This window comes from Flavobacterium sp. W1B (assembly GCF_047344965.1).
Taxonomy (GTDB): Bacteria; Bacteroidota; Bacteroidia; order Flavobacteriales; family Flavobacteriaceae; genus Flavobacterium.
On record NZ_CP178845.1, the window covers coordinates 490,353 to 509,507 of the forward strand.

General features: G+C 37.3%; 10 protein-coding genes, 2 tRNA genes and 3 rRNA genes. 7 read left to right on the top strand and 8 right to left on the bottom strand.

The window, feature by feature from the left end; translation table 11 throughout:
• Positions 1–445: 445 nt before the first annotated feature.
• From porV to ACMDB5_RS02220, 4 genes are all read left to right on the top strand, one after another.
• Positions 446–1,621, top strand: a complete 1,176-nt coding sequence (gene porV, locus ACMDB5_RS02205) for a type IX secretion system outer membrane channel protein PorV (protein ID WP_413999390.1) — start codon at positions 446–448, stop codon at positions 1,619–1,621.
• A gap of 81 nt (positions 1,622–1,702) precedes the next feature.
• Complete coding sequence (gene cdd, locus ACMDB5_RS02210; protein ID WP_413999391.1) at positions 1,703–2,185, top strand: cytidine deaminase; 483 nt, start codon at positions 1,703–1,705, stop codon at positions 2,183–2,185.
• A gap of 142 nt (positions 2,186–2,327) precedes the next feature.
• Positions 2,328–3,326 carry a pyruvate dehydrogenase (acetyl-transferring) E1 component subunit alpha gene (gene pdhA / locus ACMDB5_RS02215; RefSeq protein WP_413999392.1) on the top strand — a complete coding sequence of 333 codons (999 nt, stop codon included), beginning with the start codon at positions 2,328–2,330 and terminating at the stop codon, positions 3,324–3,326.
• A gap of 6 nt (positions 3,327–3,332) precedes the next feature.
• A complete protein-coding gene (locus ACMDB5_RS02220) occupies positions 3,333–4,955 on the top strand; it encodes a 2-oxo acid dehydrogenase subunit E2 (protein ID WP_413999393.1) in 1,623 nt (540 codons plus the stop codon).
• A gap of 58 nt (positions 4,956–5,013) precedes the next feature.
• Here ACMDB5_RS02220 and ACMDB5_RS02225 read toward each other — a convergent pair whose 3' ends face one another.
• The gene (locus tag ACMDB5_RS02225; protein WP_413999394.1) at positions 5,014–6,255 is read right to left on the bottom strand and encodes a glycosyltransferase; all 1,242 of its coding nucleotides are present in this window, start codon (positions 6,253–6,255) and stop codon (positions 5,014–5,016) included.
• Between the two features lie 109 nt (positions 6,256–6,364).
• On the opposite strand from ACMDB5_RS02225, the gene ACMDB5_RS02230 reads away from it, so the two are divergent.
• A complete protein-coding gene (locus ACMDB5_RS02230) occupies positions 6,365–6,946 on the top strand; it encodes a tRNA-(ms[2]io[6]A)-hydroxylase (RefSeq protein ID WP_413999395.1) in 582 nt (193 codons plus the stop codon).
• Between the two features lie 54 nt (positions 6,947–7,000).
• A complete protein-coding gene (locus tag ACMDB5_RS02235; RefSeq protein ID WP_413999396.1) occupies positions 7,001–9,748 on the top strand; it encodes an AsmA-like C-terminal region-containing protein in 2,748 nt (915 codons plus the stop codon).
• Positions 9,749–10,493: 745 nt separating this feature from the next.
• On the opposite strand, the gene rrf is transcribed toward ACMDB5_RS02235, so the two are convergent.
• The 7 genes from rrf to ACMDB5_RS02270 form a co-directional block, all read right to left on the bottom strand.
• Positions 10,494–10,603 (bottom strand): 5S ribosomal RNA (rrf, locus tag ACMDB5_RS02240).
• Positions 10,604–10,731: 128 nt separating this feature from the next.
• Positions 10,732–13,615 (bottom strand): 23S ribosomal RNA (locus ACMDB5_RS02245).
• Positions 13,616–13,793: 178 nt separating this feature from the next.
• A tRNA-Ala gene (locus tag ACMDB5_RS02250) sits at positions 13,794–13,867 on the bottom strand.
• 101 nt (positions 13,868–13,968) lie between these two features.
• Positions 13,969–14,042: transfer RNA gene (locus tag ACMDB5_RS02255), tRNA-Ile, on the bottom strand.
• Between the two features lie 124 nt (positions 14,043–14,166).
• A 16S ribosomal RNA gene (locus tag ACMDB5_RS02260) occupies positions 14,167–15,680 on the bottom strand.
• Together the 16S, 23S and 5S rRNA genes with 2 tRNA genes alongside form the textbook arrangement of a ribosomal RNA operon.
• Positions 15,681–16,465: 785 nt before the next feature.
• Positions 16,466–17,701, bottom strand: coding sequence for an ABC transporter permease (locus ACMDB5_RS02265; RefSeq protein WP_413999397.1), 1,236 nt, complete (start codon positions 17,699–17,701; stop codon positions 16,466–16,468).
• Between the two features lie 98 nt (positions 17,702–17,799).
• A complete protein-coding gene (locus ACMDB5_RS02270) occupies positions 17,800–18,297 on the bottom strand; it encodes a YkgJ family cysteine cluster protein (protein ID WP_413999398.1) in 498 nt (165 codons plus the stop codon).
• 79 nt (positions 18,298–18,376) lie between these two features.
• On the opposite strand from ACMDB5_RS02270, the gene ACMDB5_RS02275 reads away from it, so the two are divergent.
• Positions 18,377–19,084 carry a class I SAM-dependent methyltransferase gene (locus ACMDB5_RS02275; protein WP_413999399.1) on the top strand — a complete coding sequence of 236 codons (708 nt, stop codon included), beginning with the start codon at positions 18,377–18,379 and terminating at the stop codon, positions 19,082–19,084.
• Positions 19,085–19,155: the final 71 nt, after the last annotated feature.

Genomic DNA, 19,155 nt, shown 5'->3' on the forward strand with positions numbered 1-19,155 from the left:
AGCCTCGGCAAAAATAAATATGCAACTCTCGGCAATATTAATTCAAAAATAAAGTTATAAACAAATGATGAAATATTTGTTTATGCTGTCAGAATAAAAACTCCATTATTTCTGCTTATTTTTAAAAAAGATAAGCAATTCACAAACAAAAACAAGCGCTAAACAAATTCTAAACCACTAATATTTACTTTTAAAAACAGCAAACCGTAAAAACATCCAAAATAACAACATAGACAAAATCCTCCTAACAGCCTTAAACTAGCTTACCTTATTCCTAAACATTTAGATTATTTCAGGATCAATACAATTAATTTCAACAAAAAAGAAAGTGCATTTTTTCACTTACCAACAGCTAAAACCTGTTTAACTGATAAAAATCAGAAAAATATTGACAAATTTATAATACATAAATAACTATATTTGTTCAATGAATATCTTAATTATAATGAGAAAACTAATACTTTATACAAGTTGTTTGTTTGCATTTTATTTTGTCAAAGCACAGGAAAGAGCCATCAATCCTGCGGTACCCTTTTTACTGGTATCTGCCGATGCAAGAGCTGCAGGTATGGCTGACATTGGAGTAGCAACTTCTGCTGATGCCTTTTCTCAACAATGGAATCCTGCAAAATATGCGTTTTCAACTGACAAGCAAGGGCTTTCTGTAAGCTACACTCCGTATCTGACAGATTTAGCAAATGACATCTCCTTAGGACAATTAACTTATTATAACAAAATCAGTGAACGAAGTGCTTTTGCTGGAAGTCTACGCTATTTTGGTTTTGGAAATATTGAACTAAGAGACAATGCCTTTGACGACCCTAGAATTGTCTCCCCAAACGAATTTGCATTAGACGGGTCCTATTCATTAAAACTGAGTGAGAAATTCTCAATGGCCGTTGCTGGTAGATACATCCGCTCTAACCTAAAAGTTGTTTCAGATATCGGTGATACTTCTGCAGCAAATTCATTTGCAATAGATGTAGCCGGTTTTTATCAATCAGAGGAGATTGCTTACAATAGTTTTAACGGAAGATGGAGAGCCGGGTTTAACATTCAAAATCTCGGACCAAAAATCAGTTATGACAATGATGAGATTAGTACCAACTTTTTACCTGCTAATCTAAAAATAGGAACCGGATTTGATTTTATACTAGACGACTCTAACAAAGTAGCTTTAAATCTTGAATTCAACAAACTACTGATTCCAACTCCTCAAAATTCAGACTTAAATGGCGATGGCGAAATCAGCGGATCAGACGAACTTGCTTTATTAAACAAAAATCAAGAAGACTACAGACGAATTAGTTGGGTTTCCGGAGTATTTAAATCATTTGGTGATGCCCCAGACGGCATAAAAGAAGAACTACAAGAAATAACTTATGCTGCAGGCGCAGAATACCTATATCAAGATTCATTTGCTATGCGAATGGGCTATTTTCACGAAAGCCCTTCAAAAGGTGCTCGAAAATATTTTTCTCTTGGCGCCGGATTTAAATACAGCACAATTAAAGTAGATATTTCTTACTTATTTTCAACATCTAAAATTCCAAACCCATTAGAAAACACCTTACGCTTCTCTCTTTCGTTTAATTTTGGAGACAAGTACGAACAATATTAACATTTTATAAAATCACATTAAAAATCCAAATTTCAATATCCTGAAATTTGGATTTTTTTTCCAAAAAAAAATCCCATAATCATGAAAGAAATATCTATTGTAAGCACATTCTCTGTTTATAATTCAATCCAGGAATTACCAAATGACGTACAGGATCTTATGGCAAAAGCTGTCAATATTAGAAAAAAGGCTTATGCTCCATATTCAAAATTCAGAGTCGGCGTAGCTATTTTTCTAGACAACGGAGAAATTGTTTTAGGCTCAAACCAAGAAAACGCAGCATATCCATCCGGACTTTGCGCAGAACGCGTAGCTATCTTTCACGCAGGAGCAATTTACCCTGAAGCCAAAATTATAAAAATGGCTATTACCGCGGCTTCAGACACAAACAAAACAATGGCCCCAATTCCTCCTTGTGGCTCATGCAGGCAATCAATCGCCGAATATGAAATAAAACAAGATACTCCAATTGAAATCTATTTTATGGGCGAATCAGGCGAAATACATAAATCCGCATCGTTAAAAAACTTACTCCCTCTTATGTTTGACAAAAAGTTCTTGTAAAAAATCCAAAAATTAGCTTATAAATTTTAGTTCTAAGTTTGAATGTGTTATTTTTGCGATTCGCAAATTTGTGGGATAAAACTATTTTGCGTCATAGACTTAGTTGATAACACAATAAAACTTTAGCAAAAGAACAATCGAGATGAAAGAAGTTACAAAAGAGGTTTATTTAAAGTGGTATGAAGATATGCTACTTTGGAGAAAGTTTGAAGACAAACTTGCAGCATTATACATACAACAAAAAGTTAGAGGTTTTCTACACTTATACAATGGTCAAGAAGCTGTACTTGCAGGAGCATTACACGCAATGGACTTGTCAAAAGATAAAATGATTACTGCATACAGAAATCACGTTCAACCAATAGGAATGGGTGTTGACCCAAGACGCGTAATGGCTGAACTTTTAGGAAAAGTTACAGGAACATCTAAAGGAATGGGTGGTTCTATGCACATCTTCTCAAAAGAACACCGTTTTTATGGTGGTCATGGAATTGTAGGTGGACAAATTCCTGTAGGTGCTGGATTAGCTTTTGGAGACAAATATTTCAATACTGGAGGAGTTACAATGACCTACTTTGGTGATGGAGCTGCTCGTCAAGGTTCTCTACACGAAGCTTTCAACATGGCTATGTTATGGAAACTTCCGGTAGTATTTATCGTTGAAAACAACGGTTATGCAATGGGAACATCTGTAGAGAGAACTGCAAACCATACTGATATTTGGAAACTTGGATTAGGCTACGAAATGCCTTGCGGACCAGTTGACGGGATGAATCCTGTAAAGGTAGCTGAAGCAATGACTGAAGCAATTGATAGAGCACGTCGTGGTGATGGACCAACTTTCCTAGAAATGAAAACATATAGATATAGAGGTCACTCTATGTCTGACGCACAATTATACCGTACGAAAGAAGAGGTTGAAGAATACAAAAAAATCGATCCAATTACTCAAGTATTAGATGTTATCAAGGATCAAAAATACGCTACTGAAGAAGAAATTGAAGCGATTGACCAAAGAGTAAAAGACTTAGTTGAAGAATGTGCAACTTTTGCAGAAGAATCTGATTACCCACCAATTCAACAACTTTACGACGTAGTATACGAACAAGAAAACTATCCTTTTATACCTCATAAACTATAAATCAATATGGCAATCAAAATAACAATGCCTCGTTTGAGCGATACTATGACGGAAGGAACAGTAGCAACTTGGCTAAAAAAAGTAGGAGATAAAGTTTCAGAAGGAGATATTCTAGCTGAAATTGAAACCGACAAAGCAACAATGGAATTTGAATCCTTCAACGAAGGAACTCTTTTATATATAGGTATTCCAGAAGGAGAAACCGCTCCTGTAGACTCTTTACTGGCAATAATAGGAAAAGAAGGAGAAGATATTTCTTCTTTAATATCTGGAGATTCCGCTGCCGCTCCAGTTGCAGCTGAAGTTAAAAAAGAAGAAGTTTTAGCAGTTGCTGCTCCAACTAATTCAGCACTTCCAAAAGGAGTTGTAGTTGTTACCATGCCTCGTTTGAGCGATACCATGACAGAAGGAACTGTAGCCACTTGGTTGAAAAAAGTAGGAGATAAAGTTTCAGAAGGAGACATTCTTGCTGAAATCGAAACGGATAAAGCAACAATGGAATTCGAATCTTTCAACGAAGGAACTTTATTATACGTAGGAATCGAAGAAGGAAATACAGCTCCTGTTGACAGCCTTTTGGCCATCATTGGACCTGCAGGAACTGACATTAGCGGAATTGCTGAAAATTATAAAACTGGCGGAGCGCCACAAGCTGCTCCAGCTGTAACAGAAGAAAAAGCAGTAGCTTCAACAGAAAAAACTGCAGAACCAATTGTTCAAGAACCATCAACTGATGGACAACGCATTTTAGCATCACCATTAGCAAAGAAAATTGCTTCTGACAAAGGAATCCAATTAACTCAAGTTAAAGGTTCTGGAGAAAACGGACGTATCGTAAAAAGTGATATCGAAAACTTCACTCCTGCTGCTGCCGCTCCACAAGCTGTTGCTGCACCTGCAAAAACTGAGGTTGCTGCTGCACCAAAAGTATTTGTTCCTGCTGGAGAAGTTTTCACTGAAGAAATCAAAAATTCGCAAATGCGTAAAATCATTGCGAAACGTTTGGCTGAATCTTTATTCACTGCACCACATTACAACTTAGTAATCGAAGTGACTATGGACGATGCAATGAAATCAAGAGCAACTATCAATAGCGTTCCAGATACCAAAGTATCTTTCAACGATATGGTAATCAAAGCTTGTGCTTTAGCATTGAAAAAGCACCCAAAAATAAACTCACAATGGAAAGAAGATGCTATCATCATCAATCACCACGTGAACATTGGAGTTGCTGTAGCTGTTGAAGATGGATTAGTTGTTCCTGTATTGAAATTCACTGACGCTATGAGTTTATCTCAAATTGGTGCTAGTGTAAGAGATCTTGCTGGAAGAGCTAAAAACAAAAAACTAGGACCACAAGAAATGGAAGGAAGTACTTTCACTGTTTCCAACCTAGGAATGTTTGGAATCACTGAATTCAACTCTATCATCAACCAACCTAACTCTGCTATCCTTTCAGTAGGAGCTATCGTAGAGAAACCAGTGGTTAAAAACGGACAAATCGTTGTAGGGAACACTATGATGTTATCTCTTGCTTGTGACCACCGTACTATCGATGGAGCAACTGGAGCACAGTTCTTACAAACATTAAAACAATACATTGAAAATCCAGTAACCATGCTTGCATAATTACTGATTCTGCATAAAACTAAAAACCCGTCTTGTATAAAACTTGACGGGTTTTTTATTACTTATTCTTCTCCTCAATCCACTTTGACATATACTTGGTGCTTTTCAAAGTATGATGTTGCAATAACTCACCCATAAAATTCACCAATCGATGATGTGTTAAATTATCTTGCAATGATTTTATTTGTTGTTCAAAATCATCCGCAAAAGATGCTCGCAAATAACGTTGTTCAATAATTACAATTCCATTTTTTTGAGCTTGAAACCAAATATTTTTATCTTGATATAATTGCACTGCTTTTTCTGCAAAAAGTTCAGGCATATCTTCTATAAAACCATTCCAGGCTAAATCGCCCTGCATGGATTCTGCACCTATAGAAGTCGTCACACTTGGAGTTCCGCATTGCATTGCTTCTAATAATTTTCCTTTAATTCCAGCACCAAAACGCAGAGGAGCCAAAACAACACGGGCTTGCTTGACAACTTCATTCGCATTTTCAGCTCGCCCTTTTATCAAAAATCCTTCTTTTGCATTATGCAACTGCAACACTTTTTGCGAAGAATAAGCACCATAAACATTCAAAACCGCCGCTGGCAATTGCTTTCTAATTTTAGACCAAATCTCTTCCTTTAAATATTGCACGGCATTCCAATTGGGCTCATGAAGAAAATTACCGATAAAAACAAAATCCTGTCGTTCCTCAAAAGAAGGTAATTTTTCCAAATCAGGAATTTCATTCGATTCTAAAAGCAAAGGCAAATAATACAATAAAGCCGAATCGATTCGGAAAGTCGTTTTCAACAAATCCATTTCAAATTCCGAAATCATCAAAGACAAATCGCAACGCAGAATACTAGCAATCTCTCTTTTTGCAACTTCTTCAGCTAATAAATCTGTGCTTTGAAACGGACGGTTTTCTTTGAATGCTTTTTGCCTTGCCAAACGCAAACAATGCAAATCTTCGGTATCTAATAATCGTAATGCATTCGGACAATTCTCGGCAACACGCCAGCCAAATTGTTCTTCGATCATAAAACGATCAAATAAAACAACTGTAGGATTCAATTCTTTTATAAATGTGTCAAAACTAGAACAGTTTAAGGCTATTGACTTTTTCACGACTCCATACAAATTCAAATCAACCATAAAATCGCTGTCCTGAGCTGGACTCGCAAAAACAACCTTGAAACCCTGTTCTTTAAAAAGTGAAACCAATTGCATCATCCTTCCTCCTGCCGCAGAAGAATTGGGTTCAGGCCAAACAAAACCTATTATTAAAAGCGATTGCATTTGATTCATAATTTTAAAAAGTTATTATTGCAAAATAATGGTATTTCGGCGGCAAATCCTTCATTTCTAATAAAAATCAATTAGAAAAGACTAATTTTGCAAAAAAAAATTCAGGATTATGTTAGGATTAAAATTAGCCACCGATCCAAGATGGGTAAATATTGTAGAATCGAATATCGAAGAAATTTTGACCGACCATGCTTGGTGTGAACAAAAGGCTGCTTCAAACGCTATAAGTCTTATCACCCAAAATTCCGAAAAAGAAGAATTGGTTACCGAATTGATGCTCATTGCCAAAGAAGAATTAGAACATTTTCAAATGGTTTATGATCTAATAAAAGAAAGAGGTCTTACTTTTGGTCGGGAACGCAAAGACAGCTATGTAAACGAGCTTTTTAAATTCATGAAAAAAGACGGAAGTCGAAACGATGCTTTATGCGAACGTCTGCTTTTCTCGGCTATGATTGAAGCTCGCAGTTGCGAACGATTCAAAGTCTTATCGGAAAACATAAAAGATCCTGAATTGGCTATATTTTACCGTGATTTAATGATTAGTGAAGCGGGACACTACACCACTTTTTTAACTTTTGCTCGAAAATATGCCGATAATGTTGACGTTGACAAACGCTGGAAACAATGGATTGAATATGAAACATCCATTATTAGCAACTACGGTAAGAATGAAACTGTTCACGGATAATAAACAATTCCAAAACACGTTCCTATATTTCATTTCATAAACAACAACATTATCATGTCTCAAAAAAAAGCTATATTTTTTAAAATATTGAAATATATAGGAATCACTTTAATAAGTTTATTGGCTTTTATGTTTATTGCTCCCTATATTTTTGCAGACAAAATCAATGCAGAAATAAAAAAAGTAGCCAATGAAAAACTGAATGCCAAACTGGATTATTCTGAATCTAAAGTTTCTTTTTTTAATCATTTTCCTTCATTAACCGTAAGTTTAGACAATTTTAAACTGAATGGTTCAGCTCCTTTTCAAAATGAAAAATTAATTACAGCCAAAGAAATTGCTTTTGGTATTAATGTTCCAAGCTTAATTTTTGGAAAATCAGTCAATATCGACAAAATTTTTATTTCTAATGCTGATATAAATGTAAAGGTCAACAAAGAAGGATTTGCAAATTATAATGTCTATAAATCCAGCAAAGCGGAGACAAATGATAATAATGAAGATAGTTCATTAAAATTAGAGAAAATCGAAATCAAAAACAGCAAAATTGTTTATGATGATTTATCGACCAAACTTCATTTTGACATATTTGGTTTTAATTATTTAGGAAAAGGAGATTTAAGCAAAGCTATTTTTGATTTATATTCAAAAGCAAAAATCGAAAAATTCAATATTTTATATGACAATGAGCCTTATTTGATGAATAAAAAAGTCAATGCCGATTTAATTACCAAAGTAAATGTGAATTCCCTTTCACTTATTTTTGAACAAAACGATTTAAAAATAAACAATCTTCCGGTTGATTTCAAAGGAAAATTCGATTTCCTTCAAGAAGGTTATAATATGGATTTTATCCTAAAAACAACCAACAGCAACTTATATGATTTATTTACTGCCTTGCCTCCAAAATTTATTACTTGGTTAAATAAAACTGATTTAAAAGGAAAAATCGATTTTCTCTTAACTCTAAAGGGAAATTACATTGCCTCTAAAAACATTGCGCCAACAATGAATCTCGATTTAAAAGTAAGGGACGGTTTTGTAAATTACAACAAAAGCAAAACACCCATAACAAATTTAAATTTAGATTTTTTGACTAAATTACCTTCTTTGAATCCTGATCTTTTGATCGTGGACATGAAGAATTTATCTCTAAATATTGAAAAAGAATACCTAAAAACTAAAATATACAGCACCGGAACAACCACATCTGAAGTTGATGCAGTTCTAGATGCAAAGATTGATTTAGGTAAACTAAACCGTGCGATTGGTATTCCTGACTTAGATCTAGAAGGAATTCTAATTGCCGACATAAAAACAAAAGGTAAATACGATCAAAAAAAAGGCATTTTCCCTATTACCAATGCTGTGCTTAATTTGAAAGATGGTTATATTAAAACTAAATACTATCCCAATCCAATTACAAACATTGAAGTTGTTTCAACTATTTCCAACCCAAAAGGAACCTTTGATGATTTAAAAGTTACCACAAAACCTGCGCAATTTACTTTTGAGGGCAATCCTGTTTTTGTAGAAGCAGATTTAAGTAATTTCAAAAATCTTACTTATGATATCAAAGCCAAAGGAACTCTGGATATAGCCAAAATATATAAAGTTTTTTCTCAAAAAGGATTGGATTTAGAAGGATTCATAAAAGCAGATTTAAGGTTAAAAGGAAAGCAGAGTGATGCCGAAAAAGGGAATTATTCTAAACTTCAAAACAGCGGAACATTAGAAATTAGGAATATTGGCGTAGCTACTGAATACTTACCTAAAACTTTTCTTATCAAGGAAGGAATATTCAAATTCAATCAGGACAAGATGCATTTTAATACTTTCTTAGCATCTTACGGTCAATCTGATTTTAAAATGAATGGTTATTTGCAAAATGTATTCAATTTTATAGCTTCCAAAAATGGCGTTTTAAAAGGTTCTTTTATCTTAAATTCTAAATACATAAATGCTGATGAATTCATGTCAAGCACTAGTAGCAATTCATCTACAACCGCTACTGCAAATTCTCCTGTCTCAAACCAAGCCGTTGCAGAAAAAGGAGTAATTATAATTCCATCTAACCTAGATTTACATTTTCAAGCAAATGCTCAAAAAGTAGATTTTAAAGGACTTAATCTTAAAGAAGCAAAAGGAACATTGAAAATGAAAAACGGCTCGCTAAACATGCAGAATACTGGTTTTAATTTGATAGGTTGTGCTGTTACGATGGATGCCAATTACAAAAGTGTAACTCCAAAAAAAGCAGAATTTGATTATCATATAAAAGCATCCGAGTTCGATATAAAAAGAGCCTACAATGAGGTGAAAATTTTTAGAGAAATGGCTAGTGCTGCTGAAAAAGCACAAGGAATTATATCTTTAGATTATAACCTTAAGGGCAGATTAAATGAAAACATGGAACCTGTTTTTCCTTCTTTAATAGGTAACGGTGTCATTTCTGTAAAAAATATAAAATTTTACGGTATGAAAATGTTTAATACTGTGGCTAGCAAAACAAATCACGAAGGTTTGAAAAATCCTGAAATAAACAAAATTGACATACGTAGTTCAATAAAAAATAACATTATTACACTAGAAAGATTCAAATTCAAATTTGCGGGATTCAGACCTCGAATAGAAGGCACAACAAGTTTAGACGGAAAACTAAATCTAAAAATGAGATTAGGATTACCTCCTTTAGGTATTTTTGGAGTACCACTAGTTATCACCGGAAATAAAGACAATCCAAAAGTAAAAATAGGTAGAAAATCAGAGGACTTAGAAGAGACAGAAGACACTTTGAATTAGCTCTTATTATAACATCCAAAATAGATTGACTGATTTAAATTTTTCCCGATTCGCTAAGCGATCGGGATTTTTTTTTGCAAACAATGACAATGTAAGCGGTTTACATTTTTAAAGAATCAATTAAACTTTTCTAAGCATAATTACATTACTCCTAATACAGTTACAGCTATAGAACACCAACTATTATATACAAGTATAGCTTAGTTTTCGCAAATAGGTCAAATAACTATAATATTACCCACTCTTTAATAAACCCTTTAATTCTGATTATTATTATAACCTTAATTAATTTATACTTAACTAAAATTTGATCTTTACAGACTTATACAAAAGAAACTATCCTTCCAAATTTATTTTCCATAGAAGTTTTTCTTTTTCCATCTGATGATATAATTTTCAGGTAATAGTTTACTTTAATAATATAACTAACTATATCAAATCTTCTAGCAACAAATTTAGCTATGCAAAAATGGTAGATTTCTATCTTCTGTACAAATTGACTAAATCATTCTCTTAGCCCTCAACTTTTGAACTTGATTCTTTCAAACCTACTTGCTTGAAAACATCAGAATAAGCTTCTGATTTAATGATTCCAAACAAAAAACCCTCTATCCGATTGGATAGAGGGTTTTACAGAATCTAAAACAGGTCCAGATTAAACAAAGCCGTCGAACCGAGCCCTTAGACAAACACTTCGATGCTATAAAAACAAAAAAGCCTGTCTTTTCAGACAGGCTTTTCTAAAGAAAGGCGACGACATACTCTCCCACATAACTGCAGTACCATCTGCGCAGGCGGGCTTAACTTCTCTGTTCGGGATGGGAAGAGGTGAGCCCCGCCGCAATAACCACCTTAAGGTCGTTTTGCAATGGGTAATCCATTATTTATGGATCAACATTACACAATATCTTAACATACTGAGATAAAGAAAAAAGTATTTATTTAGAAAGTTTCTTCCTCCGGGTTACCCCGGAGGAAAAGGTGTACATAAGCTTACGGATTATTAGTACTACTCGACTATGACATTACTGCCTTTACATCTATAGCCTATCAACGTGGTCATCTCCCACGATCCTTAAAAGAAATCTCATCTTGTGGTGGGTTTCGCGCTTATATGCTTTCAGCGCTTATCCCTTCCAAACGTAGCTACTCTGCGGTGCCACTGGCGTGACAACAGATACACTAGAGGTTTGTCCAATTCGGTCCTCTCGTACTAGAATCAGATCCACTCAAATTTCTTGCGCCCACAGTAGATAGAGACCGAACTGTCTCACGACGTTCTGAACCCAGCTCGCGTGCCACTTTAATGGGCGAACAGCCCAACCCTTGGGACCTTCTCCAGCCCCAGGATGTGACGAGCCGACATCGAGGTGCCAAACCCCCCCGTCGATATGAGCTCTTGGGGGAGATCAGCCTGTTATCCCCGGCGTACCTTTTATCCTTTGAGCGATGGCCCTTCCATGCGGAACCACCGGATCACTATGCTCTACTTTCGTACCTGATCGACCTGTATGTCTCTCAGTCAAGCTCCCTTATGCCATTGCACTCTACGCACGGTTACCAAGCGTACTGAGGGAACCTTTAGAAGCCTCCGTTACTCTTTTGGAGGCGACCACCCCAGTCAAACTACCCACCAAGCAATGTCCCCCGCAAAACGGGGTTAGGCCTCAGATAAACAAAGGGTTGTATTTCAACAATGACTCCACAACGCCTAGCGACGCCACTTCACAGTCTCCAACCTATCCTACACATCATTTATCCAAGGTCAATACTAAGCTATAGTAAAGGTGCACAGGGTCTTTTCGTCCCACTGCGGGTAAACGGCATCTTCACCGTTACTACAATTTCACCGAGCTCATGGCTGAGACAGTGTCCAGATCGTTACACCATTCGTGCAGGTCGGAACTTACCCGACAAGGAATTTCGCTACCTTAGGACCGTTATAGTTACGGCCGCCGTTTACTGGGGCTTCAATTCAATGCTTCTCCGAAGATAACATCTCCTCTTAACCTTCCAGCACCGGGCAGGTGTCAGGCCCTATACTTCATCTTACGATTTTGCAGAGCCCTGTGTTTTTGATAAACAGTCGCCTGGACCTCTTCACTGCGGCCAGCATTGCTGCTGGCGACCCTTCTCCCGAAGTTACGGGTCTATTTTGCCTAATTCCTTAGCCATGAATCTCTCGAGCACCTTAGAATTCTCATCTCGACTACCTGTGTCGGTTTGCGGTACGGGTACTATTAACCTGAAGTTTAGAGGTTTTTCTTGGAAGCCCTTAGGTGCACTATCTCTTTGTCCGAAGACGCCGAGTACTATCGTATTTCCCCAAAACCCGTGGATTTGCCTGCGGGTCTTATAGGTAGGTACTTCAACGAACTATTCCGTCAGTTCGCGGCACTTTCATCACTCCGTCACCCCATCACAGTTAACAGTAGTACGGGAATATTAACCCGTTGTCCATCGACTGTCCCTTTCGGGTTCGCCTTAGGTCCCGACTAACCCACAGCTGATTAGCATAGCTGTGGAAACCTTAGTCTTTCGGTGTGCGGGTTTCTCGCCCGCATTATCGTTACTTATGCCTACATTTTCTTTTCTAACCAGTCCAGCATACCTTACGATACACCTTCTACCCTGTTAGAATGCTCCCCTACCACTTAGAGTAAACTCTAAATCCATAGCTTCGGTAATATACTTATGCCCGATTATTATCCATGCTCGTCCGCTCGACTAGTGAGCTGTTACGCACTCTTTAAATGAATGGCTGCTTCCAAGCCAACATCCTAGCTGTCTGGGCAGACAAACCTCGTTCTTTCAACTTAGTATATATTTGGGGACCTTAGCTGATGGTCTGGGTTCTTTCCCTCTCGGACTTGGACCTTAGCACCCAAGCCCTCACTGTTATGAAACATTATATAGCATTCGGAGTTTGTCAGGAATTGGTAGGCGGTGAAGCCCCCGCATCCAATCAGTAGCTCTACCTCTATATAACTTTACGCATAACGCTGCACCTAAATGCATTTCGGGGAGTACGAGCTATTTCCGAGTTTGATTGGCCTTTCACCCCTACCCACAGATCATCCCAAGACTTTTCAACGTCAACGGGTTCGGTCCTCCACTGTGTGTTACCACAGCTTCAACCTGTCCATGGGTAGATCACACGGTTTCGCGTCTAACACTACTGACTAAAGCGCCCTATTCAGACTCGCTTTCGCTACGGATCCGTGGCTTAACCACTTATCCTTGCCAGCAACGTTAACTCGTAGGCTCATTATGCAAAAGGCACGCCGTCACCCCACGAAAGGGCTCCGACCGCTTGTAAGCGTATGGTTTCAGGATCTATTTCACTCCGTTATTCACGGTTCTTTTCACCTTTCCCTCACGGTACTGGTTCACTATCGGTCTCTCAGGAGTATTTAGCCTTAGCGGATGGTCCCGCCAAATTCAGACAGGGTTTCACGTGCCCCGCCCTACTCAGGATACCACTATCCTTTACACTCGTTACCTATACAGGACTATCACCCTCTTTGGTTCTACTTTCCAGTAGATTCTAGTTCCTTGTGCAAGAAATGTCGTGGTCCTACAACCCCAACATTGCCGTAACAACATTGGTTTGGGCTAATCCGCGTTCGCTCGCCACTACTTACGGAATCACTTTTGTTTTCTTCTCCTCCGCCTACTTAGATGTTTCAGTTCAGCGGGTTTGCCCACCTATCGGTGTACTATGTCTTCAACATAGTGGGTTGCCCCATTCAGGTATCTACGGATCAATCGGTGTGTGCCCGTCCCCGTAGCTTTTCGCAGCTTATCACGCCTTTCATCGCCTCTGAGAGCCAAGGCATCCCCCATACGCCCTTATTTTGCTTATTGTACCAATCTTAAATTTAATTAAGACCGTTTTTGTTTGTCTTTTACTATAAATAGTAAAAAACGCTTTCTACTTTTTAATATTTTTCTTATCTCAATATGTCAATGAACGGTTATCTGTGGATTTATGGATTCGTGATTCGAATAAACGAATGACCAAAAAACCAAATCAACTGATTTGTGGAGAATAACGGAGTCGAACCGTTGACCTCCTGCGTGCAAGGCAGGCGCTCTAGCCAGCTGAGCTAATCCCCCAATACAGTTGGCAGTGTTCAGTATTCAGTAACTTTACTTTACATCCAAATGAGTTGTGAATTGCTAACTCTAGATTCTTCTTTGTATTTAAGTGTAAATAGTTGTCTCGGACAGACTCGAACTGTCGACCCCTACATTATCAGTGTAGTACTCTAACCAGCTGAGCTACGAGACACTCTTATTCTTAAATTGTATTATTTGAACTAACAGCAAGAGTAATAAATTCTTTAGATATTTTTCCAATATCTCTTTTCGTCTTCTTTCTTGAAAGTGTATTGCTACTAACATTCAAGCTCTAGAAAGGAGGTGTTCCAGCCGCACCTTCCGGTACGGCTACCTTGTTACGACTTAGCCCTAGTTACCAGTTTTACCCTAGGCAGCTCCTTGCGGTCACCGACTTCAGGCACCCCCAGCTTCCATGGCTTGACGGGCGGTGTGTACAAGGCCCGGGAACGTATTCACCGGATCATGGCTGATATCCGATTACTAGCGATTCCAGCTTCACGGAGTCGAGTTGCAGACTCCGATCCGAACTGTGACCGGTTTTATAGATTCGCTCCTGGTCACCCAGTGGCTGCTCTCTGTACCGGCCATTGTAGCACGTGTGTAGCCCAAGGCGTAAGGGCCGTGATGATTTGACGTCATCCCCACCTTCCTCACAGTTTGCACTGGCAGTCTCGTTAGAGTTCCCGACATGACTCGCTGGCAACTAACAACAGGGGTTGCGCTCGTTATAGGACTTAACCTGACACCTCACGGCACGAGCTGACGACAACCATGCAGCACCTTGTAAATTGTCTTGCGAAAAGTCTGTTTCCAAACCGGTCAATCTACATTTAAGCCTTGGTAAGGTTCCTCGCGTATCATCGAATTAAACCACATGCTCCACCGCTTGTGCGGGCCCCCGTCAATTCCTTTGAGTTTCATTCTTGCGAACGTACTCCCCAGGTGGGATACTTATCACTTTCGCTTAGCCACTGAGATTGCTCCCAACAGCTAGTATCCATCGTTTACGGCGTGGACTACCAGGGTATCTAATCCTGTTCGCTACCCACGCTTTCGTCCATCAGCGTCAATATATTAGTAGTAACCTGCCTTCGCAATTGGTATTCCATGTAATCTCTAAGCATTTCACCGCTACACTACATATTCTAGTTACTTCCTAATAATTCAAGTTTAGCAGTATCAATGGCCGTTCCACCGTTGAGCGATGGGCTTTCACCACTGACTTACTAAACCGCCTACGGACCCTTTAAACCCAATGATTCCGGATAACGCTTGGATCCTCCGTATTACCGCGGCTGCTGGCACGGAGTTAGCCGATCCTTATTCTCACAGTACCGTCAAGACTCTACACGTAGAGTTGTTTCTTCCTGTGCAAAAGCAGTTTACAATCCATAGGACCGTCATCCTGCACGCGGCATGGCTGGATCAGGCTTGCGCCCATTGTCCAATATTCCTCACTGCTGCCTCCCGTAGGAGTCTGGTCCGTGTCTCAGTACCAGTGTGGGGGATCTCCCTCTCAGGACCCCTACCCATCGTAGCCTTGGTAAGCCGTTACCTTACCAACTAGCTAATGGGACGCATGCTCATCTTTCACCGTTGTGACTTTAATAATTAAATGATGCCATTCAATTATACTATGAGGTATTAATCCAAATTTCTCTGGGCTATCCCTCTGTGAAAGGTAGATTGCATACGCGTTACGCACCCGTGCGCCGGTCTCTAATTCCGAAGAACTATACCCCTCGACTTGCATGTGTTAAGCCTGCCGCTAGCGTTCATCCTGAGCCAGGATCAAACTCTTCATCGTATATTATGCGAGAACCATAAATGATTCTCTGTTTTTATTCGACTGAAGATCTATCGGTTTTTTCAAATCTATCGATTCTATTACTCTTATTCTTTTGTTTTAAGATCTCTCTTAAAACGGCTGTCAATTCAATATGTCTAGGAACGTGTCTTATCGTTTTTTCGTCTCGTTCTTCACATCTAAATGTGTTTCTCGAAGCGGGTGCAAAAGTACAACTTCTTTTTAATCTCGCAAGAAAAATTTAAAGTTTTTTTGAAGCTTTAAAACTTCGTTTTCTTTATTCTATCTTACCAATCTCTCAAGGAACTTTGCATATTTTGCGGGGTGCAAAGGTAACAAGCAAATTCAAATCTCACAAGCTTTTTTTGAGTTTTATTTTAGAAAACTAAATCCCTAAATCAAATAATCGCTGTCAGTGTTTTAATGAACGTTTGTCGCTGTTGCGGGTGCAAAAGTAGAACCTTTATACCGTTATACAAGCTTTTTAAACACCTTTTTTTTAACTTTTATTAACTTTAATTTTAAATCACTGAAAACCCGAACTTTGGAATTAAAAGTTTTTTTAGCGTTTCACGGATTACAACCTTATTATGTTGCTAGGCGGCGAAAACACAGCTCCAACAAGGCTTTTTAACAATCAATACTACCTTATAATAAAGACACAATTATAAGTTTTGATTCAAATTAAAAGGTTTTATCGCTGTTTTACCATCCAGAAAGAAAAAAGACTTTACTTATATACAAGTAAAGCCTTTTTTAATAACATAGAACTCCAGAAGAAACCATCAATCAAAACGAATTGCTTTAACTGGTGAGATTTTGGTTATTATATAGGACGGAATTAACAACACCAAAAAGCAAACGCCAATCGTGAGTAAATTCAATAATACAATGTATCCCCAATTAAGATATACGGGAGCCTGATCTACATAGTAATTTTCAGGATTGAGTTTAACTATTCCAAAATATTGCTGCAACAACAATATAACAATCCCTATTAAATTCCCCCAAAAGAGACCACGTAGAATAAGATAAGAAGCATTGTACAAAAATATTTTTCTAATACTCCAATTATTAGACCCTAATGCCTTTAATATTCCTATCATTTGGGTACGTTCTAGAATAAGCACCAAAAGCGCAACAACCATATTTATAGTAGCAACAACAATCATCACGATCAATATAATTATAATATTGAAATCAAATAATTGAAGCCACTCAAATATATAACTGTATTTTTCGATTATGGTTTTGGTATCGAGTGTGGATCCTATTTTTTGATACACCTGATCACCTACTGCTTCTATATTGTCAAAGTCCGAAACAAAAACCTCAAAAGCTCCTATTTGATCGGGCGTCCATTTATTAATTCGTTGTATGTGCCGAATATCACCTATTATATAGGTAGCATCGAATTCTTGAAAACCAGAATTAAAAATTCCCGTAATTTTAAAACGGCGAATGTTTGGCAATTTATTCTCCCCTTCTTTCATAAAGAAAGTATTGAATGTATCCCCGACTTTCAAATTTAGCCTATTGGCCAAAAATTGAGACAACAATACTTCTTGATTTACATTTTTAGAATAATCCGGTAATTTGCCTGCAATTAGATATTCCTTTATATTATCCCATTTATAATCCGAACCAACGCCTTTAAAAACTATTCCTTCAAAAGCTGTTTCTGTCCTAATAATTCCAGCCTTACTAGCAGTAGCCTGAATATGACTCACACCTTCTACGGAATTAAACTTCGGATAAAAATCTTGATTTTTAGAAATTGGAGCTGTGGTAGTTTCTGATTGATTACTATCAAAATTTGAAATGATAACATGCCCATTGAATGCAGAAATTTTCTCTCGGATCTTTTGCTGCAACCCTATTCCAGTCGCAACCGACACGATCATCATTATCATACCGATAGCTATTGCCGAAATAGCAATTTTTATAATTGGTGCCGAGATACTGCTTTTATAGTCTTTAGCAGTTATAAGTCTTTTAGCGATGAAATATTCTAAATTCAAGATTTTCGTTTTGGTTTCAATGCAAATATACATAAAGTTTTAAGCCCTGAATTGCATAAGCTTTCAGTAATAAAGAGAATGATGCTTTTCGAAATTATTTAAAGCGGTAACTTCTTTTTCATTTCTTCTACGATATTGTAAGCCGCAGGACAAATGGCAACATTTTTTAAAGTCAGGTCAGAAATTTGTTGAAACTTCTTTCTGTCTGTATGCGGAAATTCTCTACAAGCCTTTGGACGCACATCATAAATCATACAAGCATTTTCATTATCAAGAAAAGTACAAGGTACACTTTGCAATACATAATCTTTATCTTCATCAATACGCAAATATTGCTCAATGAACTGCTGCGGCTTTTGTTTCAGATGTTTTGAAACGCGTTCAATATCCGCTAGAGTAAATAAAGGACCGGTAGTCTTACAACAATTGGCACATTTCAAACAATCTGTTTTCTTGAATTCGGCATCATGCAAATCTTGCATTACATAATCTAAATTTTTAGGCGCCTTCTTTTTAAGCTTATCAAAATACTTTTTATTTTCTATATGCTTATCTTTGGCAAGTTTATTCAACAGCCCTATTTGTGGATTTGTCAATTTTGTGGATTTGATAAATTTATGCTGCAAAATTAATCAAATCAAATAAACAAATTACCACACCATCAAAGAAACAATTATGAAAGACCTTTTTGGCAAAGCCATACTAGACTACCAAACGAATAATTCTCCTGAAGATTTGATCACAGAAACATCCATATCAGATGCTGATGAAATGAGCGTTGCTTATTTATTCCGATCTTTTGATGATATGCCTAATCTGGAACAAAAAGCCCTTCAATTAGCCAAAGGAAAAACTCTTGATGTTGGTTGTGGCGCAGGAAGTCATAGTTTGTATTTGCAAAATGAGAGAGATTTAGACATAACATCCATTGATATTTCTAAAAAAGCCATCGAAGCTTCTAAATTAAGAGGCCTTTCTTCTGCTAAAGTTGTAAATATTCTGGATTTAGATGAGATTGAAAAATTCGATACAATTTTACTACTAATGAATGGTACCGGAATCTTTGGAAAACTAAGCAATCTTCCTAAGTATCTTCAAAAATTAAAAACGCTATTAAACGAAAACGGACAAATACTAATCGATTCTTCTGATATAATTTATATGTTTGACGAAGACGAAGATGGCGGAAAATGGATTCCGAGTAACGATTATTATGGTGAATTAGAATTCACAATCACTTATAAAAATGAAAAAGAAGAACCATTTCCTTGGCTGTATCTTGACTATAATACTTTACAAAACGCTGCAATAGACAACGGATTAAATTGTGAATTGATACTTGAAGGCGAACATTATGATTATTTAGCGAAACTTTCAATTTAAAAAAGCTTTACACTACCTAAACCTGTAATGTGCTTTTAATTAAAAACCATCTTAGAGTAACAGAAATACAA

What these genes read in the sequence shown, in the direction of transcription:
- porV (WP_413999390.1), top strand. Translation starts at nt 446, where the DNA reads ATGAGAAAACTAATACTTTATACAAGTTGTTTGTTTGCATTTTATTTT.
- cdd (WP_413999391.1), top strand. Translation starts at nt 1,703, where the DNA reads ATGAAAGAAATATCTATTGTAAGCACATTCTCTGTTTATAATTCAATC.
- pdhA (WP_413999392.1), top strand. Translation starts at nt 2,328, where the DNA reads ATGAAAGAAGTTACAAAAGAGGTTTATTTAAAGTGGTATGAAGATATG.
- ACMDB5_RS02220 (WP_413999393.1), top strand. Translation starts at nt 3,333, where the DNA reads ATGGCAATCAAAATAACAATGCCTCGTTTGAGCGATACTATGACGGAA.
- ACMDB5_RS02225 (WP_413999394.1), bottom strand. Translation starts at nt 6,255, where the DNA reads ATGAATCAAATGCAATCGCTTTTAATAATAGGTTTTGTTTGGCCTGAA.
- ACMDB5_RS02230 (WP_413999395.1), top strand. Translation starts at nt 6,365, where the DNA reads ATGTTAGGATTAAAATTAGCCACCGATCCAAGATGGGTAAATATTGTA.
- ACMDB5_RS02235 (WP_413999396.1), top strand. Translation starts at nt 7,001, where the DNA reads ATGTCTCAAAAAAAAGCTATATTTTTTAAAATATTGAAATATATAGGA.
- ACMDB5_RS02275 (WP_413999399.1), top strand. Translation starts at nt 18,377, where the DNA reads ATGAAAGACCTTTTTGGCAAAGCCATACTAGACTACCAAACGAATAAT.